At 70.9% G+C, this 25366-nt stretch carries 29 protein-coding genes, 1 tRNA gene and 1 riboswitch; of the genes, 19 read left to right on the top strand and 11 right to left on the bottom strand.

Annotated features, from left to right (window positions below):
- Window positions 1–49: 49 nt before the first annotated feature.
- The 3 genes from ABZV00_RS01990 (at window position 50) to ABZV00_RS01980 (ending at window position 3548) form a co-directional block, all read left to right on the top strand.
- Window positions 50–1375 carry a hemolysin family protein gene (locus ABZV00_RS01990; RefSeq protein WP_355601026.1) on the top strand — a complete coding sequence of 442 codons (1326 nt, stop codon included), beginning with the start codon at window positions 50–52 and terminating at the stop codon, window positions 1373–1375.
- Window positions 1368–2369 (top strand): hemolysin family protein, encoded by a 1002-nt coding sequence (locus ABZV00_RS01985; RefSeq protein WP_355601024.1) that lies wholly within the window; start codon window positions 1368–1370, stop codon window positions 2367–2369. Before ABZV00_RS01990 ends, ABZV00_RS01985 begins: the two co-directional genes overlap by 8 nt.
- 183 nt (window positions 2370–2552) lie before the next feature.
- Complete coding sequence (locus ABZV00_RS01980; RefSeq protein WP_355601022.1) at window positions 2553–3548, top strand: NlpC/P60 family protein; 996 nt, start codon at window positions 2553–2555, stop codon at window positions 3546–3548.
- 55 nt (window positions 3549–3603) lie between these two features.
- Here ABZV00_RS01980 and ABZV00_RS01975 read toward each other — a convergent pair whose 3' ends face one another.
- Complete coding sequence (locus tag ABZV00_RS01975; RefSeq protein ID WP_355601020.1) at window positions 3604–5625, bottom strand: peptidoglycan recognition family protein; 2022 nt, start codon at window positions 5623–5625, stop codon at window positions 3604–3606.
- A 232-nt stretch (window positions 5626–5857) separates the two neighbouring features.
- Window positions 5858–5994, top strand: a riboswitch (cyclic di-AMP (ydaO/yuaA leader).
- A gap of 12 nt (window positions 5995–6006) precedes the next feature.
- On the opposite strand from ABZV00_RS01975, the gene ABZV00_RS01970 reads away from it, so the two are divergent.
- Window positions 6007–7047 (top strand): NlpC/P60 family protein, encoded by a 1041-nt coding sequence (locus ABZV00_RS01970; RefSeq protein WP_355601018.1) that lies wholly within the window; start codon window positions 6007–6009, stop codon window positions 7045–7047.
- Between the two features lie 73 nt (window positions 7048–7120).
- On the opposite strand, the gene dcd is transcribed toward ABZV00_RS01970, so the two are convergent.
- Window positions 7121–7699, bottom strand: coding sequence for a dCTP deaminase (dcd, locus tag ABZV00_RS01965; protein WP_328422181.1), 579 nt, complete (start codon window positions 7697–7699; stop codon window positions 7121–7123).
- A gap of 99 nt (window positions 7700–7798) precedes the next feature.
- Here dcd and ABZV00_RS01960 point away from each other — a divergent pair, with 99 nt between their 5' ends.
- The 3 genes from ABZV00_RS01960 to ABZV00_RS01950 all read left to right on the top strand — a co-directional run bounded on the left by ABZV00_RS01960 (window position 7799) and on the right by ABZV00_RS01950 (window position 9336).
- Entirely contained in the window at window positions 7799–8356 is a 558-nt protein-coding gene (locus ABZV00_RS01960) for a pyridoxamine 5'-phosphate oxidase family protein (protein ID WP_355601015.1), read from the top strand.
- Window positions 8357–8569: 213 nt separating this feature from the next.
- Window positions 8570–8643 (top strand) — tRNA-Gly (locus ABZV00_RS01955).
- Window positions 8644–8760: 117 nt separating this feature from the next.
- The gene (locus ABZV00_RS01950) at window positions 8761–9336 is read left to right on the top strand and encodes a hypothetical protein (RefSeq protein ID WP_355601013.1); all 576 of its coding nucleotides are present in this window, start codon (window positions 8761–8763) and stop codon (window positions 9334–9336) included.
- Between the two features lie 156 nt (window positions 9337–9492).
- Here the strand turns inward: ABZV00_RS01950 and ABZV00_RS01945 are convergent, their stop codons facing one another.
- The gene (locus tag ABZV00_RS01945; RefSeq protein ID WP_355601011.1) at window positions 9493–9984 is read right to left on the bottom strand and encodes a hypothetical protein; all 492 of its coding nucleotides are present in this window, start codon (window positions 9982–9984) and stop codon (window positions 9493–9495) included.
- A 67-nt stretch (window positions 9985–10051) separates the two neighbouring features.
- Between ABZV00_RS01945 and ABZV00_RS01940 the strand changes: the two genes are divergently transcribed.
- Both ABZV00_RS01940 and ABZV00_RS01935 read left to right on the top strand, forming a co-directional pair.
- Entirely contained in the window at window positions 10052–10513 is a 462-nt protein-coding gene (locus ABZV00_RS01940) for a hypothetical protein (protein WP_355601009.1), read from the top strand.
- A gap of 95 nt (window positions 10514–10608) precedes the next feature.
- Window positions 10609–10974: a VOC family protein gene (locus tag ABZV00_RS01935; RefSeq protein WP_355601007.1), complete on the top strand. Its 366-nt coding sequence runs from the start codon at window positions 10609–10611 to the stop codon at window positions 10972–10974.
- 322 nt (window positions 10975–11296) lie between these two features.
- Here ABZV00_RS01935 and ABZV00_RS01930 read toward each other — a convergent pair whose 3' ends face one another.
- From ABZV00_RS01930 to ABZV00_RS01920, 3 genes are all read right to left on the bottom strand, one after another.
- A complete protein-coding gene (locus tag ABZV00_RS01930; protein ID WP_355601005.1) occupies window positions 11297–11998 on the bottom strand; it encodes a dihydrofolate reductase family protein in 702 nt (233 codons plus the stop codon).
- Window positions 11999–12240: 242 nt separating this feature from the next.
- On the bottom strand, window positions 12241–12672 hold the full coding sequence (locus tag ABZV00_RS01925; RefSeq protein WP_355601003.1) for a hypothetical protein: 432 nt from the start codon (window positions 12670–12672) through the stop codon (window positions 12241–12243).
- A gap of 35 nt (window positions 12673–12707) precedes the next feature.
- On the bottom strand, window positions 12708–12902 hold the full coding sequence (locus ABZV00_RS01920; protein WP_355601001.1) for a hypothetical protein: 195 nt from the start codon (window positions 12900–12902) through the stop codon (window positions 12708–12710).
- Window positions 12903–13058: 156 nt separating this feature from the next.
- On the opposite strand from ABZV00_RS01920, the gene ABZV00_RS01915 reads away from it, so the two are divergent.
- Window positions 13059–13412, top strand: coding sequence for a hypothetical protein (locus ABZV00_RS01915; protein ID WP_328422211.1), 354 nt, complete (start codon window positions 13059–13061; stop codon window positions 13410–13412).
- Window positions 13413–13507: 95 nt separating this feature from the next.
- Window positions 13508–14386, top strand: coding sequence for an LLM class flavin-dependent oxidoreductase (locus ABZV00_RS01910; protein ID WP_355600999.1), 879 nt, complete (start codon window positions 13508–13510; stop codon window positions 14384–14386).
- 65 nt (window positions 14387–14451) lie between these two features.
- Here ABZV00_RS01910 and ABZV00_RS01905 read toward each other — a convergent pair whose 3' ends face one another.
- From ABZV00_RS01905 to ABZV00_RS01895, 3 genes are read right to left on the bottom strand one after another with little or no spacing between them, the layout of a single operon-like run.
- Complete coding sequence (locus ABZV00_RS01905) at window positions 14452–14883, bottom strand: ASCH domain-containing protein (RefSeq protein WP_355600997.1); 432 nt, start codon at window positions 14881–14883, stop codon at window positions 14452–14454.
- Window positions 14884–14938: 55 nt separating this feature from the next.
- Entirely contained in the window at window positions 14939–15991 is a 1053-nt protein-coding gene (locus ABZV00_RS01900) for a questin oxidase family protein (RefSeq protein ID WP_355600995.1), read from the bottom strand.
- Between the two features lie 33 nt (window positions 15992–16024).
- Window positions 16025–16576: a phosphoribosyltransferase family protein gene (locus tag ABZV00_RS01895; protein ID WP_355600993.1), complete on the bottom strand. Its 552-nt coding sequence runs from the start codon at window positions 16574–16576 to the stop codon at window positions 16025–16027.
- A 187-nt stretch (window positions 16577–16763) separates the two neighbouring features.
- Between ABZV00_RS01895 and ABZV00_RS01890 the strand changes: the two genes are divergently transcribed.
- The 4 genes from ABZV00_RS01890 to ABZV00_RS01875 all read left to right on the top strand — a co-directional run bounded on the left by ABZV00_RS01890 (window position 16764) and on the right by ABZV00_RS01875 (window position 21209).
- The gene (locus ABZV00_RS01890; RefSeq protein WP_355600991.1) at window positions 16764–17396 is read left to right on the top strand and encodes a septal ring lytic transglycosylase RlpA family protein; all 633 of its coding nucleotides are present in this window, start codon (window positions 16764–16766) and stop codon (window positions 17394–17396) included.
- 101 nt (window positions 17397–17497) lie between these two features.
- Window positions 17498–18625 (top strand): PP2C family protein-serine/threonine phosphatase, encoded by a 1128-nt coding sequence (locus ABZV00_RS01885; protein ID WP_355600989.1) that lies wholly within the window; start codon window positions 17498–17500, stop codon window positions 18623–18625.
- Window positions 18626–18765: 140 nt separating this feature from the next.
- A complete protein-coding gene (locus tag ABZV00_RS01880) occupies window positions 18766–20622 on the top strand; it encodes an acyl-CoA dehydrogenase (protein WP_328422224.1) in 1857 nt (618 codons plus the stop codon).
- A gap of 317 nt (window positions 20623–20939) precedes the next feature.
- Window positions 20940–21209, top strand: a complete 270-nt coding sequence (locus tag ABZV00_RS01875; RefSeq protein WP_074315731.1) for a DUF6458 family protein — start codon at window positions 20940–20942, stop codon at window positions 21207–21209.
- Window positions 21210–21251: 42 nt separating this feature from the next.
- Here ABZV00_RS01875 and ABZV00_RS01870 read toward each other — a convergent pair whose 3' ends face one another.
- Complete coding sequence (locus tag ABZV00_RS01870) at window positions 21252–21791, bottom strand: histidine phosphatase family protein (RefSeq protein WP_355600987.1); 540 nt, start codon at window positions 21789–21791, stop codon at window positions 21252–21254.
- 112 nt (window positions 21792–21903) lie between these two features.
- On the opposite strand from ABZV00_RS01870, the gene ABZV00_RS01865 reads away from it, so the two are divergent.
- Window positions 21904–22191, top strand: coding sequence for a DUF6458 family protein (locus tag ABZV00_RS01865; RefSeq protein ID WP_355600985.1), 288 nt, complete (start codon window positions 21904–21906; stop codon window positions 22189–22191).
- Window positions 22192–22297: 106 nt separating this feature from the next.
- Here the strand turns inward: ABZV00_RS01865 and ABZV00_RS01860 are convergent, their stop codons facing one another.
- Window positions 22298–22975, bottom strand: coding sequence for a hemolysin III family protein (locus ABZV00_RS01860; RefSeq protein ID WP_355600983.1), 678 nt, complete (start codon window positions 22973–22975; stop codon window positions 22298–22300).
- Window positions 22976–23082: 107 nt separating this feature from the next.
- On the opposite strand from ABZV00_RS01860, the gene ABZV00_RS01855 reads away from it, so the two are divergent.
- The 3 genes from ABZV00_RS01855 to ABZV00_RS01845 are packed head-to-tail and all read left to right on the top strand — an operon-like array spanning window position 23083 to window position 25362.
- Window positions 23083–23769: an allophanate hydrolase subunit 1 gene (locus ABZV00_RS01855; RefSeq protein ID WP_355600981.1), complete on the top strand. Its 687-nt coding sequence runs from the start codon at window positions 23083–23085 to the stop codon at window positions 23767–23769.
- A complete protein-coding gene (locus ABZV00_RS01850; RefSeq protein WP_355600979.1) occupies window positions 23766–24629 on the top strand; it encodes a biotin-dependent carboxyltransferase family protein in 864 nt (287 codons plus the stop codon). The genes ABZV00_RS01855 and ABZV00_RS01850 overlap by 4 nt, the downstream gene beginning before the upstream one ends.
- Window positions 24613–25362, top strand: a complete 750-nt coding sequence (locus ABZV00_RS01845) for a 5-oxoprolinase subunit PxpA (RefSeq protein ID WP_355600977.1) — start codon at window positions 24613–24615, stop codon at window positions 25360–25362. The genes ABZV00_RS01850 and ABZV00_RS01845 overlap by 17 nt, the downstream gene beginning before the upstream one ends.
- The last annotated feature ends 4 nt before the right edge of the window (window positions 25363–25366 follow it).

Below are 25366 nucleotides of genomic sequence, written 5' to 3'. Positions count from 1 at the left end.
CGTCGTGTAAGAATCTCGCCGAGGTGAGGCGAACATCGACGGCCTACTCTTGACCACGCTGCTGCCCCTGGTCGGTTTCGTTGCGCTGACCGCCGGCAACGCGTTCTTCGTCGCGGCCGAGTTCGCCCTGGTGACGGTCGATCGTTCGGAGATCGACCGGCGGGCCGCAGCCGGCGACGAGGCCGCCCGGAGAGTACGCACCGCACTGCGCGGGCTGTCCTTCCAGCTCTCCGGGGCGCAGCTCGGCATCACCATCACCGCGCTGCTCACCGGCTACCTGGCCGAGCCGGCCCTCGCCCGCATCTTCACCCCGCTGCTGCGCCCGGTAGCCGGCGACGACAGCGAGCGTTACACCCCGTTCCTGGCATTGGCCCTGGCCACTCTGATCTCCATGCTCTTCGGCGAGCTGGTGCCCAAGAACGCGGCGCTGGCCCGGCCGATGCCGGCCGCCCTGGCCACCGCCGGCCCGATGCACACCTTCTCCCGCACGTTCGGCTGGGTGATCCGGGGGTTGAACGGCTCCGCGAACCGGCTGGTTCGGGCGCTCGGCGTGGAACCGCAGGAGGAACTGGCCAGCGCCCGCTCACCGGAGGAACTGGGTCTGCTGGCAGCCATCTCGGCCCGGGCCGGCGCGTTGCCGACGGACACCGCGATGCTGCTGCGTCGCACCATCCGCTTCGGTGACAAGCGGGCGGCCGAGGCGATGACCCCCCGGGTGGACGTGGTGGCGCTGCGCGCCACGGCCACCGTGGCCGAGCTGCTTGACCTGTCCCGGCAGACCGGACGGACCCGGTTCCCGGTGTACGAGGAGACCCTGGACCTGGTCACCGGCGTGGCGGGGGTGCCGGACGCGCTGGGTGTGCCGCTGGGCAAGCGGGCGTCGACCATGGTCGGCTCGGTGGCCCGCGAGCCGGTGTACGTGCCGGAGAGCCTCGACCTGGACGGTGTGCTGGCCGCGTTGAAGGCGGCCGGTGCGGACCTGGCCATCGTGGTCGACGAGTACGGCGGCACGGACGGCGTGGTGACCGTGGAGGACCTGGTCGAGGAATTGGTCGGGGAGATCGCCGACGAGTTCGACCCGGCCAGCGTGGACGACACCGGTCCGGCCGAGCTGACCGTGCCGGGCGGGGAGCGCACCGTGCTGGTCGACGGGGTGCTGCGCTCCGACGAGCTGGCCGAGCAGACCGGTTTCCGGCTGCCCGAGGGGCCGTACGAGACGCTGGCCGGGTTCCTGATGGCCCGCCTCGGGCACATCCCGCTGGCCGGTGAAACGGTCGAGGCGGATGGCTGGGAGTTCACGGTGGTGGAGGTGGAGCGGCACCGGATCGAGCAGGTACGGGTGCTGCGCCCGGCGGAGCCGGACAGCGATGACTGAGCTGCTGGTGACCGTGGTGCTGTTGCTCGGCAACGGGTTCTTCGTGGGCAGCGAGTTCGCGCTCATCGCGTCCCGGCGGACGGTGATCGAGCCGTTGGCCGCCGACTCGAAGCGGGCCCGCTGGGCGCTGTCGGCGATGAACCAGATCCCGTTGATGATCGCCGGCGCGCAGCTCGGCATCACGGTCTGCTCACTGGGCCTCGGCGCGATCGCCGAGCCGGCGCTGGCCCACCTGCTGGAGACGCCGTTCCACGCGGCCGGTCTGCCCGAGCGGGCGGTGCACCCGGTGGCGTTCGTGCTGGCGCTGGTTGTGGTGGTCTTCCTGCACACGGTGGTCGGCGAGATGGTGCCGAAGAACATCACGCTGGCCGGTCCGGAGCTCTCCGCGCTCTGGCTCGGCCCAGCCATGCTGGCGTTCTGCGTGGCCACCAAGCCGCTGCTGCTGGCGATGAAATGGGCGGCCCGCCGGGTCCTCGCCCTCTGGCGGATCGAGGCGTCCGAGGCGGTGAAGACGGTGTTCACCGCCGAGGAGTTGGCCGGGCTGGTCTCCCAGGCGCGTACCGAGGGGTTGCTCGACGCCGAGCAGCACGCCCGGATCACCGGTGCGCTGGCCCTGCACAGCCGGACCGCGGCGGATGCGTTGCAGCCGTGGTCGACGGTCGTGACGGTGGCCGAGGACGTCTCACCGGCGTCGCTGGAGGTGCTGGCGACCCGGACCGGCCGGTCGCGGTTCCCGGTGGTGCAGCGGTCCACCCGCCGGGTGCTCGGTTTCGTCCACGTCAAGGACGTGCTCGGGTACGCCGGGCAGGGTCGCCGGGCGCCGGTTCCGGCGCAGGTGTACCGGCCGCTGGCGGTGGTGCCGCCGGAGCGCACGCTGGCCGACCTGCTGCTGGCCATGCGCCGCGAGCGGCGGCACATGGTGCTCGTCAGCGACGGCCGGCGCCCGCTTGGCGTGGTCACCCTCGACGACGTATTGACCGCAATCGTTGGCTAATCGGCCAATACCCTTTGTGTGCAAGCGGTTGCGCGACAGTGACGGTGACACCGTTCGCCTTGATTGCGGCCCGACAGTTCCCCTAATGTGGGGCACCGACCGCTGTGGGTCGTCTGCCTCGGCCCTTCCCTCACGCGAGGCGCCCGGCGGTCGGTTGCAAAGGAGTCGGTGCCGGTGGCAATCATGCCCCCTCATCGTCAGGCCCCTGGACTGTCCGCTCGGCCGGGCGGTCTGCGCCGGGTCGCCCACCGTCTACTCGTCCTGGTCGCCGCCGCAGCCGTCGGTGCCGGTCTCCTCACCGCGCCGGTGCAGGCCGCACCCTCGGTCGACGAGATCGAGGCGCAGATCGACAAGCAGTGGGAGCAGTTGGAGCCCACCATCGAGCAGTACAACAAGGTGCGAGCGCAGCTGAAGGTCAACCGAAAGAAGTCGGGGGACCTGCAGAAGAAGATCGAGCCGTTGGCGCTGCAGAGTGAGTTGGCGCTGAACCGGGTCGGTGACCTCGCTTCCCGGTACTACATTTCGGGCCCGTCGCACGACATCGGCGCCCTGTTGGTCAGCGCCAAGCCGGACACGCTCACCGAGCAGCTCACCGTCCTCGACCGGCTGGCCTCGCAGGAGCGCAAGGAGGTCGAGGGCGTGCTGGCCGTGCGGGCCAAGTACGACGGCGAGAAGCAGAAGCTCGACGCGCTGATCGTCACCCAGACCAAGCAGCAGAACGACCTGGCGGCCAAGAAGAAGCAGATCGACGTCGAGATCAAGCGGCTCGAGGCGTCCCTGCCGAAGACCACGGTCAAGACCGCGGGCTGCCCGACGATCAACGGTGTGGTCAGCGACAAGGCCCGCACCGCGATCAGGACCGCCTGCGGCAAGATCGGCAAGCCGTACGTCTGGGGCGCCACCGGCCCGAACTCGTTCGACTGCTCGGGTCTGACCCAGTACGCCTACAAGGCGGCCGGGATCAGCCTCACCCACCACACCGGTGACCAGTGGCACGAGGGCAAGGCCATCTCACGAGCCGACGCCCGTCCGGGTGACCTGGTCTTCTTCTTCAGCGACCTGCACCATGTCGGCCTGTATTTGGGCAACGACCAGATGGTGCACGCGCCACGCGCCGGTAAACCGGTGCAGGTGGCCAGCATCAACAACATGCCGGTCGCCGGGTTCCGCAGACCCTGATCCAGATCGCGCACGACGACGGCCCCCGGTCAGCGACCGGGGGCCGTCGTGGTTCTCAGCGGGGCGCGCCCAGCGGGGACGGCAGCAACTGCACGTCGGCGAGATCGACGTACATGATCCGGTGACCGAACTGGACCTGCACGTAGCGCAGGTCACCGCGGACGACCGTCCAGTCCCCGGGCGAGGACCCGTCGAAGGTGGTCGCGCGGTAGTACTCGCTCGGCAGGATCCCGCCCACCGCGTACCGCTGCCCGGCGGCGAACGTGTACTGCAATGGCGAGATGGCCTGGTAGGGCACCTCGGCCGGGTAGGCGTCCTGCTCCGGGTAGGCCCGCCCGTAGACCGGGATGGTGGCCCTCCCGCGTTTCGGCGTCACCACGAAGCCCGTGGCCCACTTCGCGGTCGGCGCCGAGGCGGGGTTGTGGAACCAGGCCTTCTGGCCGAGGTACCAGATCGCCGTCCAGTCGCCGCGGACCTCCGCCACCGCGTACGTCTGGCCGGCCGAGGCGCGGGCACCGTGGTCGGAGATGTACATCGTGTCCGGTGAGCCGTCCGGGCGCTCACCGAGGTCGTTGACCAGCGGTGCGTCGTGGTTGGGCGCGTTGCGCAGGAGCACCGCGGACGAGCCGCGGAGCGGGCACGGCGCGGCTGGCGGCACCGGGGTCGGCACGCCCGGCGGCTGCTGGTTGCAGCCGTAGAAGGCCGGCCGGTTGGTGGCGAAGTCCGGGTCGATGGTGACCAGGCCGGTCCGGGCCGTGCCGGTGGTCCGGAACGGGGCCTTGAGCAGGTCGAAGTAGTGCGACCAGTCCCAGTAGGGCCCTGGGTCCCAGTGCATGCCGCCGACATTCGCCGCGATGGTGCCGGGCACGTTGTCGTGGCCGATGATGTGCTGGCGGTCGAGCGGGATGTTGAACCGCAACGCCAGGTGCCGCACCAGCTTGGCCGACGTGCGGTACATCGCCTCGGTGTACCAGGTGCCCTGCCCGGCGAAGCCCTCGTGCTCGATGCCGATCGACTTGGCGTTGACGTACCAGTTGCCGGCCTGCCAGCCGACGTCCTTGGCCTTGATGTGCTGGGCCACGTAGCCGTCCACCGAGCGCAGCGTGTAGTGCCAGCCCAGATAGTCCGCCTGCTTGACCAGGTCGACGCTGGGCGCGAAGTAGCCCTCGGTGTCGTGGATGACGATGTACTCGATCTTCTGCTGTGCCGGCCGGTTGCCCAGGTCGTGGTTGCCGTAGTCGCCGGCACCCGGCCCGTACTTCTCGTACGGCGCGGGAATCCACTCGCAGGCGAGGCGGACCGGGCACTCCAGCCCGTCCGGCCGTTCCGCACGCCGCAGCCCGAGCCGGTGCAGCACACCGGCGTCCGGGCTGACCGCCCGGGCGGTCAGGGTGACCTGGTGGCCGTCGTCGGTCCGCCGGCTCGCGCCGGCGCGAATCTGGTCGTACACCTCGTCGGCGAAGGCCGCCGCGGCGGCCTCGGTGTCGGCGCCGGAGTACCGGGCCACCGCGCCGTACCAGGCCCCGGGGTCACTCACCGCACCGACCGGGCCGCCGAGATCCCTCTGGTACGAGGAGAGCAGCGCGGCCCCGCCCCGGATGTTGGCGGCCGGATCGGAGCGGAGCGTCTCCGCGCCGACTCCGACGAGGCTTGCCGCGGCCTGGAGGGTCTGCAGCGCCGCCGCCGCGGGCGGGGCCTGCCGTGATCCCGTCACCGTGGGCGCGGTGACCGTCAGCGGCCGGGACTCGTCGCCGCGCGGGTCCTCGCCCTCGTCGACGTGGCCACCGGCGGGCAGCGTGGTGACGTGGGCGGCGTCGGTCAGGTGCAGCGGGCCGTAGCCGCCACTGGTGCTCGGGGTGCCGGGATGGGTGTCCCAGCGGGACTCCAGATACGAGACGCCGAGCAGGATGCTCTCCGGCACGCCGTACTCGGCGGCTGCGGCGGCGTACTGCTGCTGCCGGTCGTCGGCCGGCGCAGCCGTGGCCGGACCGACGCTGAACGGTGCAACCGTGGTGGCGGCGACCACGGCCGTGGCGAGCAGGGCGCGCCTGCTCGCCGACAGGGTTGTACGGTGCATCGAACCCCCCAGATCGGACGGGTGAAGGTTTGGTCACCTTGACCCCGGGGCCGGCGCGTCGTCAATACCTTTCTATGTATCAACGCCGACGGAAAGAAATCTTCGGATCCGGTCACCGCTCCGGTCGTCGGTGCACACTGTTACGGCCCGTCGGGTTGCGGATCGGTAACAGCCGTCTCTACTCTGGTCATTCGTCGGCCCGATAGCAGGTCCGCCCAGCCCGGGTGGTGACGGACCGACACCGCCGAGTCGCTTCCGAGCGAACCGGGGACCCAGGTTTTCCCGGGGTGAATCCGCAGCTACTGCGGTAGGGCGCCAACTTCCCGCCCGAACCCGTCAGCTAACCCGGTAGGCGGTCAGGAAGAAGGAGTACGGAACCCGGTGGCACTCCATGCCCCGCGGCCGTCGTCCGAGCGGTCGGCGTCAGCCGGCCCGACGTCGATCGTGCCGCGCTCACGCTGGTCCCGCTTCACCACCGCTCTCGCCGCACTGGTCGGCGTCGCCGTCGTCCTGACCGGCAGCGCCACGGCGGCCCACGCGGACCCGTCCGTCGCCGAGATCGAGCGCCAGATCGACGCCGACTGGAACAAGCTCGAACCGATCATCGAACGACACAACGCCACCCGGGCCGACCTGGCCGTCAAGCGCAAGCAGGCCGACGCGCTGGCCGCCCGGATCGCCCCACTGGAGCGCCAGGTCGACGCTGCCATGGACAAGGTCAGCGCCCTCGCCGTCCGCGCGTACAAGGGCGAGAACGTCTCCACCGTCAACGCGGTGCTGGGCAGCCGATCGCCCAGCGAGGTCGTCGGGCAGCTTGAGATGCTCGACCGGTTCGCGCACAACCAGCAGCAGGATGTCCGGCAGGTCGCCGACCTGCGCGACGAGCTGGCCCGGCAGAAGGCGCCGCTGGACGAGATGGTGACCCAGCTGACCCGGACCGAGGCCCAGTTGGCCGCGAAGAAGAAGCAGATCAACGAGGAGATCGACCGGCTGCAGAAGCTGCGCCTCAAGGTGTACGGCAACGGCGGCGGCGGTCCGCTGCGTCCGGCGCCCTGCCCGGCCAGCTACCCCGGCGGCGGTGCCGGCGTGGCCGTCAAGTTCGCCTGCGCCCAGATCGGCAAGCCCTACGTCTGGGGTGCCGAGGGCCCGAACTCGTACGACTGCTCCGGGCTGATGCTGGCCGCGTGGGCCAAGGCCGGGGTGTCGCTGCCGCACAACGCCGCCCAGCAGAGCCGGGTGACCAAGGATGTCAGCAGGGCCGACCTGCGCGCCGGTGACCTGGTCTTCTACTACAGCGACATCCACCACGTCGGGATGTACGTGGGCAATGGCTGGGTCGTGCACGCCTCGCAGGCCGGCCAACCCGTCAAGATGAAGAAGGTCGACGACGGCCCGATCCACAGCTACGGCCGCCCGGGCTGATCCCGGATGATCGGGGGCCCGTCGCGATCCGTCGCGGCGGGCCCCCGTCGTCTGTCCGTCGTGCCCTACCGAGTCAGCGGGTGGGCCAGGCGCGCCAGTTCTGCCAGGCGCGGCTCGGCGTCGGCCCGCGCTGACCCTGGTAGCGCGAGCCGTAGACCACCGAGCCGTACGGGTGCTCGGCCGGCGAGGAGAGCCGGAAGATGCAGAGCTGCCCGATCTTCATGCCCGGCCAGAGGGTGATCGGCAGGTTCGCCACGTTCGACAGCTCCAACGTCACGTGACCGGAGAAGCCCGGGTCGATGAACCCAGCGGTGGAGTGGGTGAGCAGGCCGAGCCGGCCCAGGCTCGACTTGCCCTCCAGCCGGCCGGCGAGCTGGTCGCCGAGCGAGATGACCTCCAGCGTCGAGGCGAGCACGAACTCCCCCGGGTGCAGCACGAACGGCTCGCCGTCCGGCACCTCCACTGCCGAGGTCAGGTCGTCCTGCTGCATGGCGGGGTCGATGTGCGTGTAGAGATGGTTGTTGAAGACCCGGAACAGCCGGTCGAGTCGTACGTCGATGCTGGACGGTTGGACCAGGGTGGGCTCGAACGGCTCCAGGCCCAGCGTGCCGGCCTTGATCTCGGAGACCAGGTCGCGGTCGGAGAGCAGCATCAGACCACCATAGCGGCGTTGGCGGCAACTGCCGGATCCGGTGCCGGTGACCAGCGCGTCGAGGTCGCTACTCGTACATTTGTTCGATAGAATGCCTGCATGGCTTCCTGGTCCGATTTCGCCGCCGACGAGCCCCGACTCGCCGACGGGATCCGCGTTCTCCTCCAGCAGTACGGGCCGGGCTTCGGCTACCTGGCCACGGTCCGCGCCGACGGCGGGCCCCGGGTCCATCCGGTCTCCCCGGTCATCACCGACGAAGGGCTGTTCTGCTTCATCGTCGACTCGCCCAAGCGCCGCGACCTCGAACGGGACGGCCGCTACGCGCTGCACTCGTTCCCCCCGGAGGAGAGCGACGACGAGGCGTACGTGGCGGGGCGCGCCTGGCCGGTGACCGACCCGGCCCGGGTGGCCCAGTTGGCGCGCAGTGCCCGGGCGGCCCCGCAGGTCGACTGGCGGCTGTTCGAGTTCACCGTCGACGTGGCGATGCTGGCCCGCCGCGAGCAGCACAGCGCCGGTGTCCCGGGTGGCGCTCCCGGTGGGCCGGCCGTTCAGGTCTGGCTCGACCCGCACGCCCCGCCCGCGGCGTCCGAGCAGACCGCCGTACCGCAGAGCCGCCCGGTCCGTCGCAGCCGTGACGTCCAGCGATCGGCCGCCTGACCGCGGCCCACCGACCCGGTCCTGGGGAAAGACACCGGTGCCGGCTCCGTCGTGACGGAGCCGGCACCGGTGGTACGCGGGAGAGCTACGCCGCGCGGTACACGGCCAAGGGGTGATCGTCCGTGACCCGTGCGGCGAGGCCGGTGCGGTGGACCGGCGCGCGGGGGTACCTGGGTGCACGGGTTCGGTGATTCGGGTACAGTGGTGCCGCTTGCGGGTGTAGTTCAATGGCAGAACATCAGCTTCCCAAGCTGACAGTGCGGGTTCGATTCCCGTCACCCGCTCCAAGCGATAGGCCCTGGTCAGGACGTGAGTCCCAGCCAGGGCCTTCGACGTTCCTGCGGCCAGCAGCGCCGGGCGGGCCATCCATGGGCCACGGGCCACGCTTCTTGCCCTTGCTGCCCGTGTCCGAGGAAGCCGCCGCCGGCTTCGTGGACTTCTTGCGCTCCTCCCAACCCATGCACTCGCACCGTGAACACCGCGCTGCCACGATTGCTGCTGTGGCTGATCCTGTCCCGAGATGGCGGAGTGTTCTCCTGGCCGAGGTCATTACGAAGATCGAAGCCGAGCTGGACCGAGCATGGGAAAGCTTGCTGCACGACATCGACATCGACCCCGCCTCCCCGGACGAAGCCGAGCTGGCTTGGCTCGTGGCGAACAACCCGGCGGATCAAGAGTGGCGGACCGTGGACGCTGCACTTGATCGCTTGGTCTGTCCCGACTGCAGGTCCAGGCTGACCAAGGGACCGGCCGCGTGCGAAACGTGCGGCTTTTACCAGGGAATGCGGTTTGGAGCGCGAGAGGTGGACCGACCACACGTCCCGCCTGGAAACGAACACGCGCTGAGGGTCGCGGCTGCTGTAGCTCGCACTCGTGGCCGCTACTCGCCAAGGGCCCGCGTCGGCTACGAACTCCTGCTACCCGATCTCGTTGCCGGCACGCTGCCCACCACGAGGCAGGCTCAGGCCGCCAAGGCCTGATCAACAAGTTGACAGAAGATGAGTGTGATCGCGTCACCAGCCTCGCTGAGGTTGAGGAACTGGCACACGACCGCTGATCTCGTCCCCTGACCGGGTGACCGATGCCGGTCGTGCAGCTGTCGTGCCCGCTACCTGCTCGATTCTTTGAGAAAGGCGCTAGGTCAGGAGCCGGATATGGGGCGCCTCGTGGCTCTCGATGATGGGCGCGGAACAGTGTTCGCAGGATCCGGCGGCTGGTCGGACGAGGTTCGTCTGGGTGGAGAGTTCCCCTGACTCCTGCTGCTCTGGGCAGTAGTAGCCGAGGTAGTGCCGGACCCAGGGGGTTCGGGTGAGGGCGGCGGCGGGTTGATCTCTCTTCGCGTCGTGGAAGGGGGCCCACCAGTAGTCCACCACCGCTCGCAGGCCGGTTTGCTCACCTTCGATTGTGTGGTCGAAGGCGGCGATGCGTCCGGCGGTGTAATGCTGACTGGTCTCCTTGTCGCCCGAGCAGACGGCCCGCTCCGCTCCCAGCTCGAAGATGGTGGTGCGGTCGACGCGCTGGCAGACGAAGCAGTCGAGGCTCAGCGCAAGCCTGCCGCGCCAGTGGAGGTTGTGGAAGGGCGAAGCCGGGAGGGCCAGGACGGTCTTGACTTCAATGGATCGGAGCACGGGGGGATCTTGGCATGTGCTGTAGAGGTAGGTCCGCAGGTTAGGGCTTCCGCCCTACTGTCCCTGCATGGGATACGACATCGGCTTCCTCCCGCCAGGTCGAGACGATGACGGCCAGGGCGACGAACTGCGACCACTTCACCTCACGGACGAGCAGGAAGCTGCCTGGCGACGGATCGTCATGCGGGCACAGCAGGAGATCGGCCCAGCTGAGGAAGATCGGTACCCGACACACCTTGAGTTGTGGCTCGAAGACCCCGCCCGGCAACTGTGGTACGCCGGTAGTTCCGCTTCTATCGAAGTCCCCTACCGGTACACGACGACCGCGGCCAGCGCTCATGCCGCCATGGCGAGGGCGTACGCGCTCGCCCGCGTCGTCTTCGCCGAAACCGGGATGCAGGCCGTCGACCATGAGGTTGGCCAAGCGGTCCACGACGACGGTCTGCCACGGGCGGTGGCCCGTTACCGGGGCGTCGGACAACACGTGGGCGGCCTGGTGGAGGGGCGAGATGAGCACTCGACCGGTTGAGTCTGCTCTGACCAGGCGATGACACTGCTGAGAGCGATCGTGGTTGTTCCCGGTGGGCACCGACACCGGCTAATGTCCGGCTTGGAGGTGGTTCCGTGTTCACCGAGGCTTTTCCGATCGTGACTACGACCGACCTGCCAAGGCTGATCGCGTTCTATCGGGATGTCGTCGGCTTCGAGCTGACCTACCGGTTCCCGGAGGACGGCGCTCCTGAGTTCGTCGCACTGCGACTGGGTAACAGCGAGCTGGGCCTGGCCGCCGACCCGAAGGCCGGCGGCCCTCCCCTCGCGCACCGCTGGGAACTGTGTGTTTACGCCGACGACTGCGACGCAGCCGTGGACGTGCTGCGTGCGGGCGGCGCAACAGTTACCGAGGAGCCGGTTGACCAGCCGTGGGGTGAGCGGTCCGCCCGGGTTACGGACCCCGATGGCAACAGGTTGCTGGTGCTGTCACGCCTGTAGGCGCCCTCGTGTTGACACTCCATTGCACGGGATCGTGTGCCGGGATCAGTTGAAGGGCAGGTCCGGCGAGAGGGACCGGTACCACAGCGAGGGGGCGCAGCAGCAGAGGACGATGAGAGCCACGATGGCGACGATGGCGATTCCGCTGAGGCTGCTGATCGCCAGGATGCTTCTGACTACGCCTTGTCTGCCAGCTTCTTTGTCAGCGCCCGGCATGAGCCGCTCCACGGTCCACCATGTCGATCAGCTCACCACGCCCGCTGCGCCGTCCCTGCGCCGGGCTGCCACCCGCGTGCCAGGATCGCCACACCGTCGCTGAGGGTCACTCCGTCACCGTCGGGCCGCCGCCGCTGCCCCGATCGTCGAGCACGAGCGGAGCGCGACCACCCACCGTGTACCGGATGTGGGTGACCTGCGGCGTGTGGAGGACGCGGGTCGGCGTCAGCTCGATCGCCTCCTTCTCGTCGAGGTCGAGGTCCGCGTCAAAGAGCCGTAGACCGGTACCGAGCACGACCGGTACGACGTGCAGCTCCAACTCGTCGAGCAGGCCAGCCTTGAGTACCTGCCGCACCATGCTGCCGCCTCCGGCCACGGCGACGTCCTTGCCGCCGGCCACGGCGCGCGCCTGTTCGACGGCGCTGGCCACACCATCGGTGACGTAGGTGAAGCTGGTGCCGCCTCCGCGCAGCAGGGGCTGGCGTGGGCGGTGCGTGACGACGAAGACCGGCGCGCGGAACGGCGGCACCTCGCCCCAGGGGACCTCACCGCCGTCGGCCATCCGCCGCCCCATGACGTACGCGCCGGCCGCCCCGAAGGACTCGGCGACCACCTCGGAGTTGGTGTCCTGTTCTCCGCCGGCAAAACCTTGCCGTTCGCGCCATGCCATCGCGTTGGTCGCCCAGCGGGTGACCCGGAAGAATCCGGCGCTCTCGGCCGAATCCATCCAGTTGCCGTCGCCGCTGAAGCGGGGGCCGGCGTAGAACCCGTCCACCGACACCGACAGTTGAGCGGTCACCTTCGTCATCTTGTCTGGTTCCTCTCCCGTTGGGCGACACCCGGCCCGGGTGCCTGCTCACCGATGGGTCGGTACCAACCGAAGAATGCCTACAGGGCGTCAACGTGACGGTGGTCACATCATGTGGAGCGGGGTGACGACCCAACTGTCCCAACCGATGCCAGTTGATCAACTGGCGAGAAAGCTGGCGTCGGAGCCAGGATCCGGCCACACGTCCCGCTCAAGCTGCTCCAGGGTCGCCACCGGCCAGGCTAGAGCGCGGGACCATTCTCGGATGGCCGGCCAGGGTGGCGGCCATCCCTCGGCAGATACCACAGCCCGGCGTGATCGGGGCCGCGCCGCCAGCGCATACGGGACATCTCATCCGGGCGGGGCGTCCAGTCGCGGTAGGGCGCGAAGGCCAGCCGCCAGGCGATCACCGCGAATATGTAGATACCCGGGCCGACCAGCCACAGCAGGGCATCGCGTCTTCGGTAGGAGGCGCGTGGCGCGAGCCAGGCGGTCACCGCAACCGGCAGCGCGATCATGCTGAAGTCGGCCATCGGCCCGTCGCCGAATCGGGCCTCGGCCAGCTCGCGAATGACCAGGGACGGCACGATCACCGCGAGCACGATCGCTGCCGCGCAGACGGCACGCGGCCGTCGGCCCAGGGGCGCACGGGCAGCGGCAGGATCGACGGACATGGTTGGGAGGTTACGGTCCAGCCGGAACGGTGGAACTACGACTTCCGGTCCGTGATCGCCGCCTCTATCCGCAGACCGATGCCGGTCAGGATGAGGAAGGCAGCAAGGATGTGGGGCTTGAGCCCGTCGTAGCCGGACGACATGGTGAGCAGCGACGTCATGAAGCCGGCCACCAGCGACACGGTGCCGAACGCTCGTACCGTGTCGACCCGTTGCGACCGTAGATCCACAGCGGAACGGTAGCGAAGAACCGGCGCCGCTGGCGCCCCGCCGGGGCCGGGCGGCCACTCGTGATGATCCAAGGGCAGGGCCTCGAATCAGGTGGTGCGTGTCCCCCGCCCGCCGGTACCGTCCGTGCTCCCACGAACCCGAACGGAAGAGGCGAGATGAGCAGCGGTGGCGGTACGACGGTGCTGTGGCGCCCGACGGGGCCGGCCGAGTTGGAGCTCGTACGCGGGTCGGGGTGGCGTGAGTGGCCGCCGCGCCTGCCGGACCAGCCGATCTTCTATCCGGTGCTCAACGAGGAGTACGCGGTGATGATCGCCCGGGACTGGAACGTCCCCAGCTCGGGCGTCGGCTATGTGACCCGCTTCCACGTCGAGTCCGAGTTCCTGCGCCGCTACCCGGTACGACAGGCGGGTGGCAGGACGATCCTGGAGTTGTGGGTGCCGGCGGAGGAGTTGGCCGAGTTCAACGCCCACATCGTCGGCCTCATCGAGGTCGTGCGCGAGTTTCGGTAGCGCCCCGACCACCTGCGGCTGCAAGTTCGGCTGACGCCTCCGGAGCCCTGGTGTGACGTGCGCGGCCGCGGGCTGGCGCGGCTAGGCTGGCGATCATGCGGATTGGCATCGTGATCCTTCCGGACCAGCGCTGGGCGGAGTCGCAGCGTCGCTGGCGGCAGGCCGACGAGTGGGGCTTCGACCACGCCTGGACGTACGACCACCTGGGCTGGCGGGACCTGGTGGACGGGCCGTGGTTCGACTCGATGACCACGCTGACGGCCGCGGCGACCGTCACCTCCCGGATTCGGCTGGGCACCCTGGTGGCGTCGCCGAACTTCCGGCACCCGGCCGCGTTCGTCCGGCAGATCACCACGGTGGACGACGTGTCCGACGGTCGGCTGCTGCTGGGCCTGGGCGCGGGCGGCATCGGGTTCGACTCGGCGGTGCTGGGCGGCGAGACGTTGCCGCCGCGCCAGCGGGTCGACCGGTTCGCCGAGTTCACCGAGCTGCTGGACCTGATCCTGCGAGAGGACGGCACCACCTGGCGTGGCGACTGGTTCGCCGCGGTGGACGCGCGCAACAACCCCGGCAGTGTGCAGCAGCCTCGGGTGCCGTTCGTGGTGGCCGCCAACGGGCCGCGGTCGATGCGGCTGGTGGCCCGGTTCGGCCAGGGTTGGGTGACCACCGGCACCGAGGCCGACGACGTGGACGGCTGGTGGGACACCGTGTCGGCGCTGTCCGCGCGGATGGACCGGACGCTGGATGAGGCTGGCCGCGACCCGGCCACACTGGACCGCTACCTGTCGCTGGACGCGGCGCCGGTCTTCTCGCTCAGCAGCGCGCAGTTCTTCACCGACCAGGTCGGCCGGGCAGCCGACCTTGGCTTCACCGACGTCGTGACGCACTGGCCGCGGGCCAGCAGCTGGTACGCCGGCGACGAGGCCGTCCTGGCGGACGTGGCGACCCGGCTGCTCCCGGAGCTGCGCCGCTGACCCGGTAGCAGCCAGCGGCGCGGACACAGCGCCAGCGGCCCTGCCAGGCCGTCAGCGGCGCAGGATCAGGTGCCGAGGTCGCCGCCGGCCACGCCGCCCTCGCCGCCGGAGACCAGCCGCAGCCGGAGACAGACGATCGGGGTGTCGTCGTCGACCGGGGTGCCGAGCCGCGCCCAGTAGGCCGAGTGGCCGGCCCGCCACTCCTCGATCGAGCGGTCACCCTCGCCCTCGGAGCGGGCGAAGTCCCACGGCACGTCGGCGAAGCGGACCACGTCGACGCCGGTGATCTCCACGACGCCGGCCAGTGCGTCGTCGTCGTCGACCAGGGCCAGCCGTTCGCCGACCTGCTCCAGTTCCTCGCCCTCTTCGGCGTACTCGGCGAGCCGACCGGCCGTGGCGGTCTTCACGCCGGCCAGCACCAGGGTGTTCAGGGTCGCCCGCAGCTCGCCGGGGGTGCCGAGGGCGAGCGCGCGCAGTTCACCGATCCGAGGCCACATCCTGCCGAGGCTAGGCCAGCGCGGCCCGCGCCGCCGCCGCATTACGCCCGCCCTGTCAGATCAGCTGCCCGGCGTAGCCGGCGGCCGCGAGCAGCCGATCGTCTCCGGTGGCGGCGTGCGCGTCGAGCACCGCATCGGCCAGCTTGACCACGTGCGCGTCACCGTGCCGGGCCGCGCGGTCGAAGACCTCCGCCGGGGTCGCGGCCGGCACGGTCGGCGCCGTGATCCCGTCCGCTGGGGCGTACACCGAGGTCACGGCCGCCGTCGCGGCCCAGGCCGCGGCGAGGCTCGGCGCCCACAGCGCCCGATCCAGTGCCGGCAGGGTACGCAGCACCGCGGTCGGCGCGGTGACCGCGTGCACCAGCATGACCGGCGCGGCGTGCCCGAAGCGCAGGTAGTCCAGGCCGGCCCGGTGCACCAGCGTGGTCAGCTCCCGTTCCGCCTCGGCCGGGGTCCGCGCGGGGCGCAGCGCCGCCAGCGCCGGCTCCCATCGGGGTACGCCCGACAGTCGACCCAGCCGGTCCCGGATGCCCCCGGAGCGGTCTTCGATCCGGGGCAGCGCGGCCAGCGCGGTGGCCACGTCCAGGCCGTCAACGTTCGGCCCGGTGGGGACACGCGCTGGGTCGAGGAGCCGGTCGGTGCCGGGGACCGGCTGCCAGCGGGCCGCCCAGTAGCCGAGTGCCTGGCCCAGCTCGGTGACCCGCTGCGGGTTCTCATCGGCCGAGTCGAGCGCGCGTACGGCGTGCCCGACCCGGATCACGCCGTGGGTGGCGCCGGCGGCGATGCCGGGCAGCAGCCGGGGCCACCAGGTGCCGAGCACCTCCCGCCACGGGTGCTCGCGCAGTTCCCGGTCGAAGTAGGCCAGCCAGTCGCCAGCCCGCTTCGGGTCTCCCAGCGCCGCCCGCCAGTCGTCGAGGGGGCGCAGTCCCCGAGGCAGTTCGTCGAGGCGACCGAGGTAGTCGTCGAGCCAGCGGTGCACCCGCTGCTCGTGCCCGTGCCGGGCCAGTGCCTCGACCGCCATCGGCCCGTGGTTGGACAGCCAGCCCTCGTACTCGGGGCCGGTGCGGTGCAGCCGTTCGTACGCCTCGTCGAGAATCCCATTACTCATGCGTCGATCGTCTGACCTGAACCGAGGTTCAGGTCAAGCCGGCAGATCCGCACCGGCGATCAGGCCGGTGATCCGCAGTTCGGTGGCGACCTCGGGCGGGCAGTCGACGGCCACCACGGAGGCGCCCAGCACCTCTGCGCCGCGCGCCGCGCAGATGTCGTAGAGGGCGTGGATCTGCGCCCCGGTGCGCACCCAGTCGTCCACCACCAGGACCCGGTCGCCGGGGCCGAGGTGTCGGTCCCGCACGGCCAGGTCGACCTGCCGGCCCCGGTAGTCCGGCGGGCTCTGCGCCCAGGTCAGTGGCCCGGCGGGGAGCCGCCCGTCGCCGGTCTTGTGCGCGGCCACGAAGCCGACACCGAGGGCGGTGGCGGCCAGTGGCCCGAGCAGCAGCCCGGTGACCGCCGGGGCGAGCACCACGGTCGGCCGGGCGGTCCGGTACGGCGCCACGAGGGCCGGTCCCAGTTCGGTCAGCACCCCCGGGTCCCGCCACCAACCGGAGATGTCGCTGACCAGGTGGCTGGTGCCCGGCCCGGGGTCGATCCACCGGAACAAGGTGGTGAGGCGTTCGGTCAGGTCAGCGGGCATTCGTCCATCCTGCGGTACGCGTGCCCGGCGGGTCGGCACCCGGGCCGGCCGGCCCATCCCGACTCGGATGATCGGCTACACGTACCAGTGCAAATGCGGGCATATCCCAATGATCACGTTGACTTCGGAAGTGCTTCTCTCGTTACGGTCCGACCCGGTTTGTTCAGTCGACGAAAGGACCGGGCCGGTGGCTGGTAGGCACTCCCGTACCCGCATCTTCTCCTCTCCGGCGGGCATCGCGGCCACCGCGGCGGTCGGCGTCGCCCTCGCCGTCGGGGGCACCGTCGGTGCCGTGCAGCTGACCTCGGGCTCCGCGCAGCCGGGGCCGGCCGCCATCGAGTTCGCCCCGACCGTCGCCGCCGGCAGTCTCGCCCCCAGCTCGCCGGCCGCCTCTCCGAGCGCCAGCGCCTCGCCGAGCGTGACGGCCAGCCCGTCAGCCAGCCGGTCGCCGCAGGCCGCCTCCCGGAACAAGGCCCGCACCGCCGCGCCGAAGGCGAGCCCGACCGCGAAGAAGACCACGGCGGCGCCGAAGGTGCTGGACAGCGGCTCGTGCGGTGCCTCCTTCTACTCCGAGGGGCAGCTCACCGCCAACGGCGAGTCGTTCAACCCGAACGAGCTGACCGCGGCGCACAAGACCCTGCCGTTCAACACCAAGGTCCGGGTGACCAACCCGAACAGCGGCAAGTCGGTCGTGGTGCGGATCAACGACCGCGGCCCGTTCATCGACGGCCGCTGCCTGGACCTCTCCCGGGCCGCGTTCGCCACCATCGCCTCGGTCGACGTGGGCGCGCTCACCGTCAGGTACGAGGTACTCGGCTGACCGGCGTGGCTGACGCCGATCTGGCCGAACAGCCGAGCCGGGCGGACAGAACCTCCTCGGACGAGGGGCCAGGTTCATTCAACCGTTCACGCGGATCAGGCATGCTGTCCCTCGTACCCACGCGACTCCTCCAGTCGGGCCGTCGCCCGCTGAGCCCCGGATCCCGCGCCGGCCTCGGCGCGGCCCTCGTTCTGCTCGCGATCGTCTCGGCTGTGGAGTTGGCGGACGGTCGCCCGGCGCACTACATCGCGTTGCTGGTGGGCGCCCCGTTCCTCGCCGCCGCCCTGGCATCCTGGCCGGTGGTGCTGGGAGTCGGCACCGCAGCGACCCTGATCGGGGCCGGCTTCGCCGTGGTCGAGCCGAAGATGTTCCTGGTCACCTCGGTCAACGTGCTCGCGGTCGCGCTCGCCACCGGGCTGGCCGTGGCGGTGGCGTCGGTGCGGCAGCGGCAGACGGAGCAGATCGGTGAGCTGTCCAAGCTCGCCTCGGTGGCCCAGCAGGCGGTGCTTCGTCCGCTCGGCCCGCAGGTCGGCACGCTCTCGGTGGCCGGCCGCTACATTTCCTCCACCGCGACCGCTCAGATCGGCGGCGACCTGTACGAGGCGATCGACACGCCGTACGGGGTACGCATGATCATCGGCGACGTGCGCGGCAAGGGCCTGGACGCCGTCCGGCTGGCCAGTATCGTCCTCGGTTCCTACCGGCACGTGGCCTACGAGCGGGCCGACCTGCGCGCCGTTGTCGCCGATCTGGACCGCGCGGTGGCCCGCAACGTCGGCGACGAGGACTTCGTGACCGCGGCGCTGGTGGAAGAGCGCGGCGGCACGCTCACCATCGTCAACTGTGGGCATCCGCCGCCGCTGCTGCTGCGTCGGGGCGCGGTGATCCCGCTGGAGCCGCCGGCGCCGGCACCCCCGCTCGGGTTCATGCCGGTGGTCCGCCCCCGGGTGGAACGCCTGGAGCCCGGTGACCGGCTGCTGCTGTTCACCGACGGTCTCGGCGAGGCTCGACGGGATGGCGAGTTCTTCCCCACCGCCGACCGGGCCTGGCGGCTGCTCGGCCACGGCACGGTCGCCGACGGCCTGGCCTCGCTGGAGGCTGCCCTGGTCGAGTGGGTGCACGGCCGGCTCGACGATGACATCGCGCTGGTCCTGATGGAGTACGTGGGCGCGCGGACCGGTGTGGCGGCGGCTGTGCCGAGCTGGGAGGTCGGCGCCACCGAGAGCTGACCGCCGACGCGTCCGCCCCCGGTTCGGGGCGAGTGTGTAATGGCCGTCACTTACGTGATCCGCTTGTCGCTGCCTACCCGCGAGTAATACAGTCGGGGTTACTGATCGGTAACACCTGTCCGGAAGCGGGGCCAGCGAGCATGACCCACTACAAGAGCAACCTGCGGGACCTTGAGTTCAACCTGTTCGAGGTCTTCGGGGCGGACCAGGCGTTCGGCCAGGAGCCGTACTCGGAACTCGACGCCGACACCGCCCGCAGTTTCCTCTCCGAGCTTGACCGCCTCGCCCGGGAGGACCTGGCCGCCAGCTACACGGACAGCGACCGCAACCCGCCGGTCTTCGACCCGGTCACGCACACCGCGCCGCTGCCGGCGTCGTTCAAGAAGTCCTACCAGGCATTCATGGACTCCGAGTTCTGGCGCCTGGACCTGCCGCCGCACCTGGGTGGCACCAACGCGCCGCGCGCCCTCTGGTGGGCCCTCGCCGAGCTGGTGCTCGGCTCGAACGCCCCCATCTGGATGTACGCCTCCGGTCCGTCCTTCGCGCACGTGCTGGAGGTCGAGGGCACCGAGCAGCAGAAGCGGTGGGCCAAGCTCTTCATCGACAAGCAGTGGGGCTCCACCATGGTGCTCACCGAGCCGGACGCCGGCTCGGACGTGGGTGCCGGCCGTACCCGTGCCATCCAGCAGCCGGACGGCACGTGGCACATCGAGGGCGTGAAGCGCTTCATCACCTCGGGCGAGCACGACCTGAGCGACAACATCGTGCACTACGTGCTGGCCCGCCCGGTGGGCGTGGAGGGCGTCGGTGGCCCTGGCACCAAGGGCCTGTCGCTCTTCGTGGTGCCGAAGTACCACTTCGACGAGAACACCGGCGAGCTGGGTGAGCGCAACGGCGTCTACACCACCAACGTCGAGCACAAGATGGGCCTGAAGGTCTCCAACACCTGCGAGTTGACCTTCGGCGAGCACGGCGTACCGGCCAAGGGCTGGCTGCTGGGCGACAAGCACGACGGCATCCGGCAGATGTTCATGATCATCGAGTACGCCCGGATGTTGGTCGGCACCAAGGCGATCGCCACCCTCTCCACCGGCTACCTCAACGCCCTGGAGTACGCGAAGAACCGGGTGCAGGGCGCCGACCTGGTCCAGCAGACGGACAAGACCGCGCCGCGGGTCACCATCACCCACCACCCGGACGTGCGCCGCTCGCTGCTGCTGCAGAAGTCGTACGCCGAGGGTCTGCGTGCCCTGGTCCTCTACACCGCCACCTGGCAGGACAAGGTCGCCATCGCCGAGGCGGCCGGCGACGAGAAGGCCACCAAGCTGGCCAAGCGGGTCAACGACCTGCTGCTGCCGCTCGTCAAGGGCGTCGGCTCGGAGCGCGCGTACGAGATGCTCGGGCACGAGGCCCTGCAGACCTTCGGCGGCTCCGGCTTCCTCCAGGACTACCCGCTGGAGCAGTACGTCCGCGACGCCAAGATCGACACTCTGTACGAGGGCACCACCGCCATCCAGAGCCTCGACCTGATCTTCCGCAAGATCGTTCGGGACAACGGCAAGGCGCTCATGGCGGTCGCCAGCGAGATCCAGGAGTTCATCTCCTCCGAGGCGGGCAACGGCCAGCTCAAGGAGGAGCGGCAGGCGCTCGGCAAGGCGCTCGTCGAGGTCCAGAACATCCTCGGCGTCATGACCGGCTGGCTCGGCGAGGCGCAGGCTGGCGACACCCGCGCGCTCTACAAGGTCGGGCTGAGCAGCCGGCGCTTCCTGCTGGCCATCGGCGACCTGGTGGTCGGGTGGCTGCTGCAGAAGCAGGCGGACGTGGCGCTGAAGGCGCTGGCCGGCGAGGTCTCCACCACCGACAAGGCGTTCTACACCGGCAAGGTGGCTGCCGCCCGGTTCTTCGCCCGTGAGGTGCTGCCGCGCATCGGCGCGGACCGGCGGATCATCGAGGGCGCCGACCTCGACATCATGGACCTCCCGGAAGAGGCCTTCTGACCGTGCCACGGCACGCCTGAAGGTTCCGGTTCGCACCACCCGGCACCGACACCAACGGCCGGCGGGGCAATTGTCCCGCCGGCCGTCGGCATGTCCGGGTCGGTGCCGTCCGTGGGGACACCCCCGGAGCCGTCTGCGCTTCCGTGCCGTGGTCCCGTCCCGGGCCGGGTGGCAGCGGCGAATGCCGGGGTCGCCGGAGGGCCGTCCGTCCCGTATTCGGCGAGGCCCGGTCGGGTAGGTGGCCTGCGTGGCGGGTAATCGTCGCGTGTCCACGACAGAGAACGCCCAGAGCCACCGCACGGGGGAGTGCAGCGCACATGGGTGTAGGAAGCGGCATCTTTCTCATCGCGATCGGCGCCATCCTGACGTTCGCGATAAGAGCCAACGTCTGGTGGATAGACCTGCGGGCGGTCGGCTGGGTGTTCATCCTGGCCGGGCTGGCCGTGCTGCTGACCACGCTCTGGTTCTGGCAGGACCGGCGCAAGCGGGCCCGGACCCTCATCGTGGAGGAGAATCGGCTCTCGCATCCGACGGCGATGATGCCGCCGCCGCCCGACCCGCCGCCGCCGACCGCGCCACCCTCCTGAGCCACGTACGCCTGAGCCACCCGCCGACCATCGACGGGTGGCTCAGTCGCGTGCGGTGTGCCGAGCGGTGATCGGTGCCCCTGCCCGGTCCAGCTCCGCCCAGCCGAGCGTGCTGCGGTGCACCGCCAGCTCGGCGGTGCGCAACCCCTCCCCGTCCGTCCCCTCCGGGTCGAGGAGAGCGGAGAGCAGCGAGATGCCCGGATTGTGGGCGATCAGCAGCACCGTCCGGGCCGCCGGGTCGACGGTGCGGACCAGCGCCAACAACTCCTCGGGGTGGGCGTCGTACGCGCCCGGCTCGTAGTGGACGGTCGGGCGGGGACCGGCCGGCCCGCCCTCCGGCGGTGAACCGGTCATCCCCATCGCCACCCCGTGCCAGGTCTGCCGCGTGCGTCGGACCGTCGAGCAGATCACCACGTCGGGCAGCAACCCGTGGTGAGCCAGCCAGGCGCCGGCCGCCGCCGCGTCCGCGTTCCCCCGTGCGGTGAGCGGCCGCACGGCGTCGTCCGTACTGTCGCTGCCCTGCTCGGCTTTCGCGTGCCGGAGCAGCACCAGTGTCCGTGTCTCGGCTGGGGTGTCCGTCATGCCCTCAGCTTGCCCGATTGGCGATCTCCGTGCCGGGGTAAGTCGATGGGTGCCGCACCCCTACCGACGGCCGCGGCGGGCCGTACGCCAGGTTAGAGCCGAGGAGCGAGACATGGGCATTGGTGGCAGCATCTTTCTGATCGCGCTGGGCGCGATCTTCGCGTTCGCAGTGGAGGCAGACCTGGGCTGGCTGAACCTGGCCGTGGTCGGCTGGGTGCTGATGCTGGCCGGTGTCGCCGGCCTGCTCGCCACCGTCTACTTCTGGAACAGCCGCCGCCGCACGGTGGTCGCCGCACCGGTCCGTGGGGACCGCGTCGTGGCCGACCGGGTGGCGCCGATCCAGGATGACCAGGTCATGCGGGAGTACCGCGAGGTGCGCCGGCCGGGCCGTCCGATCTGAGTCCCGCACGCACACTCCGGGGTCCCGCAGCGTCGCGGGGCCCCGGCTCGCATGTGCCAGGTCCCGGCTCGCGCCGTGGTCGGGCTCGCGCCGGGTCGCCGTGCGGTCAGGCGAACAGTGCGAAGTAGATCGCGATGTGGTGGCAGAGCGCGGCCAGCAGGGTGCAGGCGTGGAAGAACTCGTGGTGACCGAAGACGGTCGGCCACGGGTTGGGCCGGCGGAGCGCGTAGAAGACCGCGCCCACGCTGTAGATCGCGCCACCGACGATCAGCAGCACCAGGGCCGCGACGCCGCCACTGTGCAGGATCTCCGGCAGCATGGCCACCGCCACCCAGCCGAGCGCCAGGTAGAGCGGTGCGGAGACCCAGCGCGGCGCGTGCGGCCACACCAACTTGAGCGCCACGCCGGCCAGCGCGCCACCCCAGACCAGGGCCAGCATCAGGGTGGCCTGTCGCGGCGCGAGCAGCTGTACGCACAACGGCGTGTACGTGCCGGCGATGAACACGAAGATCATCGAGTGGTCCATCCGGCGCATCACCTGGTAGCCACGCTCCGACCACACCCGACGGTGGTACAGCGCGCTGGTGCCGAAGAGCCCGCAGACGGTCAGGCTGTAGATGACGCAGCTCACCAGGGGTGCCCACCCCGGGCGGGTGGCGGCGATCGAGCAGAGCACGATGCCGCTGGCCAGGGCGACGAAGAAGGCGTACGTGTGCAGCCAGCCGCGCATCCTGGGCTTACCGATGTCGACCGGCTTCAGTCGGAGCGGAGCGGAGGTGGTCACGTCTCCAGGTTACGGCACCGTAGGTTACTTTCAAGTAGTCGGCCTGGTGACGCCAGGCACCGTCGCCGTGAACACCTCGCCGGCACGACATCGGCGAGGATGAGCGGATGCGGATCCGACCCGTCGGGGCGCACGCCCTGCTGCTCGACTGCACCGCCCCCACCGGCGTGCCCGAGTCTGCCCTGGTCGAGGCGTGGAGAGCCGAGCTGTGGCGGCGTCGCGAGCAGGGCGAACTGATCGCCATCGAGATCGTGCCGGCGGCCAGCACCGTCCTGCTCGACGGCGTACCCGACCCGGCCGCAACGGCCGAGTTGCTCTCCCACTGGGCGCCGACGGTCTCGAGGGCCGTCGCCGCCAGCGACCGCGCACGTGGCGCTCGCGACGGCTGCGGCGACGTGGGCCGGGCGGGCGACGGTGGAGAGGTGGTCGTCCCGGTCGACTTCGACGGGCCGGACCTGCCGGCGGTCGCCGAGCACTGGGGGGTCGACGTGCCGGACGTGCTGCGGCGGCTGACCGGCACCCCGTTCCGGGTCGCCTTCTGCGGCTTCGCCCCCGGCTTCCCGTACCTGACCGGGCTGCCCGCCGAACTGGCGCTGCCCCGACTGGCCACCCCCCGCGCCCGGGTGCCGGCCGGCTCGGTCGCCCTGGCCGGCCCGTACGCCGGCATCTATCCGGGCGCGTCCCCGGGCGGCTGGCTGCTGGTCGGCCGGACCGACCTGGTTCTTTTCGACGTGCACGCCGACCCGCCGGCCCTGCTCGGCCCGGGGACCCCGGTCCGGTTGGCGGCGGCATGACCCGGCCCGCCGAGATCGAGGTGCTCCGCGCCGGCCCGCTCACCACCGTGCAGGACCTGGGCCGGCCCGGATGGGCGCACCTGGGCGTACCCCGGTCCGGCGCCCTCGACCCGGCCGCCCTGCGGCTGGCCAACCGCCTGGTCGGCAACCCGGAGCGTGCCGCCGGCCTGGAGATCACCCTGACCGGCTGCGTGCTGCGGCTCACCCGGGCCACCACGGTGGCGGTCACCGGCGCCGAGGTGCCGGTCCGGGCCGGCGACCGACCCGGCGACGCTGGACGCCCGCTCACCGTGCCGGCGGGCACGGTGCTGCGGATCGGCCCGGCCCGTCGGGGCGTACGGAGTTGGCTGGCCGTGGCGGGCGGGATCGACGTGCCGCCGGTGCTCGGCAGCCGGGCCACCGACACCCTCTCCGGGCTCGGCCCGCCCCCGCTGCGTGACGGCGACCGGCTGCCGCTCGGCGAACCGTTCGGCGAACCCGCGCCGGTGGACCTGACCGTCGGCCCCGCACCCCCGCCGGAGCTGCACCTGACGCTGCGCCCCGGCCCCCGCGACGACTGGTTCACTCCGACCGCGCTCGACCGGCTGCTCGGCGCCGCGTACACCGTCAGCCCCGTGAGCAACCGGGTCGGCGCGCGGCTCGCCGGCGCGCCGCTGCCCCGCGCGGTCGCCGGCGAGTTGCCCAGCGAGGGCATCGTGCTCGGCGCGGTGCAGGTGCCGGCGGACGGACAACCCCTGATCTTCCTCGCCGACCACCCGACCACCGGCGGATACCCGGTTATCGGGGTGGTCACCGACGTGACCCCGCTCGCGCAGGCCCGGCCAGGTACTACCGTCAGATTCCATGGACCTCAACGCTGACCTGGGCGAGGGATTCGGCATCTGGCGGCTCGGTGACGACGAGGCGCTGCTGGACCTGGTCACCTCCGCCAACGTCGCCTGCGGCTTCCACGCCGGCGACCCGTCCACCATGCGGCGGGTCTGCGAGGGCGCGGCGCGGCGCGGGGTCGCGGTGGGCGCGCAGGTCGGCTACCGGGACCTGGCCGGCTTCGGCCGGCGGCGCATCGCGTACGACTTCGCCGAGCTGCGCGACGAGATTACCTACCAACTGGGCGCGCTCGACGCGTTCTGCCGGCTGTTCGGCACCGGGGTCCGTTACCTCAAGCCGCACGGGGCGCTCTACAACGTGGCCAGCACCGACGAGGCGCAGGCGGCGGCGGTGGTCGCCGCGGTCACCGGCCACGACCCCGAGATGCCCGTGCTCTGCCTGCCCGGCTCGGTGCTCGCCCAGCTCGCCGTCGGTGCGGGCCTGCCGGTCGTCGCCGAGGGCTTCGCCGACCGCGGCTACCTGCCCAACGGGGCACTGGTGCCGCGCGGCACACCCGGCGCGCTGATCACCGACGCGGAACAGGTGGCCAACCGGGCGGAACGGATGGCCACCGAACGGACCGTGGTGGCGGTGGACGGCACCGTCATTCCCTGCCCGGTGGACTCGATCTGCGTGCACGGGGACACCCACGGCGCGGTCTCCGCCACCGAACTGGTCCGCGCCACGCTGATCGACGCCGGCATCCCGCTCGCCCCGTTCGCATGAATGG

It is taken from the genome of Micromonospora sp. NPDC005173 (assembly GCF_040608515.1).
GTDB lineage: Bacteria > Actinomycetota > Actinomycetes > Mycobacteriales > Micromonosporaceae > Micromonospora.
This window is presented reverse-complemented; position numbering and strand designations above follow the sequence as displayed.

Excerpts from the sequence above, each read along its gene's own strand:
- ABZV00_RS01985 (WP_355601024.1), top strand. The coding sequence starts at position 1,368 with ATGACTGAGCTGCTGGTGACCGTGGTGCTGTTGCTCGGCAACGGGTTC.
- ABZV00_RS01980 (WP_355601022.1), top strand. The coding sequence starts at position 2,553 with ATGCCCCCTCATCGTCAGGCCCCTGGACTGTCCGCTCGGCCGGGCGGT.
- ABZV00_RS01975 (WP_355601020.1), bottom strand. The coding sequence starts at position 5,625 with ATGCACCGTACAACCCTGTCGGCGAGCAGGCGCGCCCTGCTCGCCACG.
- dcd (WP_328422181.1), bottom strand. The coding sequence starts at position 7,699 with ATGCTGCTCTCCGACCGCGACCTGGTCTCCGAGATCAAGGCCGGCACG.
- ABZV00_RS01960 (WP_355601015.1), top strand. The coding sequence starts at position 7,799 with ATGGCTTCCTGGTCCGATTTCGCCGCCGACGAGCCCCGACTCGCCGAC.
- ABZV00_RS01940 (WP_355601009.1), top strand. The coding sequence starts at position 10,052 with ATGGGATACGACATCGGCTTCCTCCCGCCAGGTCGAGACGATGACGGC.
- ABZV00_RS01930 (WP_355601005.1), bottom strand. The coding sequence starts at position 11,998 with ATGACGAAGGTGACCGCTCAACTGTCGGTGTCGGTGGACGGGTTCTAC.
- ABZV00_RS01925 (WP_355601003.1), bottom strand. The coding sequence starts at position 12,672 with ATGTCCGTCGATCCTGCCGCTGCCCGTGCGCCCCTGGGCCGACGGCCG.
- ABZV00_RS01915 (WP_328422211.1), top strand. The coding sequence starts at position 13,059 with ATGAGCAGCGGTGGCGGTACGACGGTGCTGTGGCGCCCGACGGGGCCG.
- ABZV00_RS01910 (WP_355600999.1), top strand. The coding sequence starts at position 13,508 with ATGCGGATTGGCATCGTGATCCTTCCGGACCAGCGCTGGGCGGAGTCG.
- ABZV00_RS01905 (WP_355600997.1), bottom strand. The coding sequence starts at position 14,883 with ATGTGGCCTCGGATCGGTGAACTGCGCGCGCTCGCCCTCGGCACCCCC.
- ABZV00_RS01900 (WP_355600995.1), bottom strand. The coding sequence starts at position 15,991 with ATGAGTAATGGGATTCTCGACGAGGCGTACGAACGGCTGCACCGCACC.
- ABZV00_RS01895 (WP_355600993.1), bottom strand. The coding sequence starts at position 16,576 with ATGCCCGCTGACCTGACCGAACGCCTCACCACCTTGTTCCGGTGGATC.
- ABZV00_RS01885 (WP_355600989.1), top strand. The coding sequence starts at position 17,498 with ATGCTGTCCCTCGTACCCACGCGACTCCTCCAGTCGGGCCGTCGCCCG.
- ABZV00_RS01880 (WP_328422224.1), top strand. The coding sequence starts at position 18,766 with ATGACCCACTACAAGAGCAACCTGCGGGACCTTGAGTTCAACCTGTTC.
- ABZV00_RS01875 (WP_074315731.1), top strand. The coding sequence starts at position 20,940 with ATGGGTGTAGGAAGCGGCATCTTTCTCATCGCGATCGGCGCCATCCTG.
- ABZV00_RS01870 (WP_355600987.1), bottom strand. The coding sequence starts at position 21,791 with ATGACGGACACCCCAGCCGAGACACGGACACTGGTGCTGCTCCGGCAC.
- ABZV00_RS01865 (WP_355600985.1), top strand. The coding sequence starts at position 21,904 with ATGGGCATTGGTGGCAGCATCTTTCTGATCGCGCTGGGCGCGATCTTC.
- ABZV00_RS01855 (WP_355600981.1), top strand. The coding sequence starts at position 23,083 with ATGCGGATCCGACCCGTCGGGGCGCACGCCCTGCTGCTCGACTGCACC.
- ABZV00_RS01850 (WP_355600979.1), top strand. The coding sequence starts at position 23,766 with ATGACCCGGCCCGCCGAGATCGAGGTGCTCCGCGCCGGCCCGCTCACC.
- ABZV00_RS01845 (WP_355600977.1), top strand. The coding sequence starts at position 24,613 with ATGGACCTCAACGCTGACCTGGGCGAGGGATTCGGCATCTGGCGGCTC.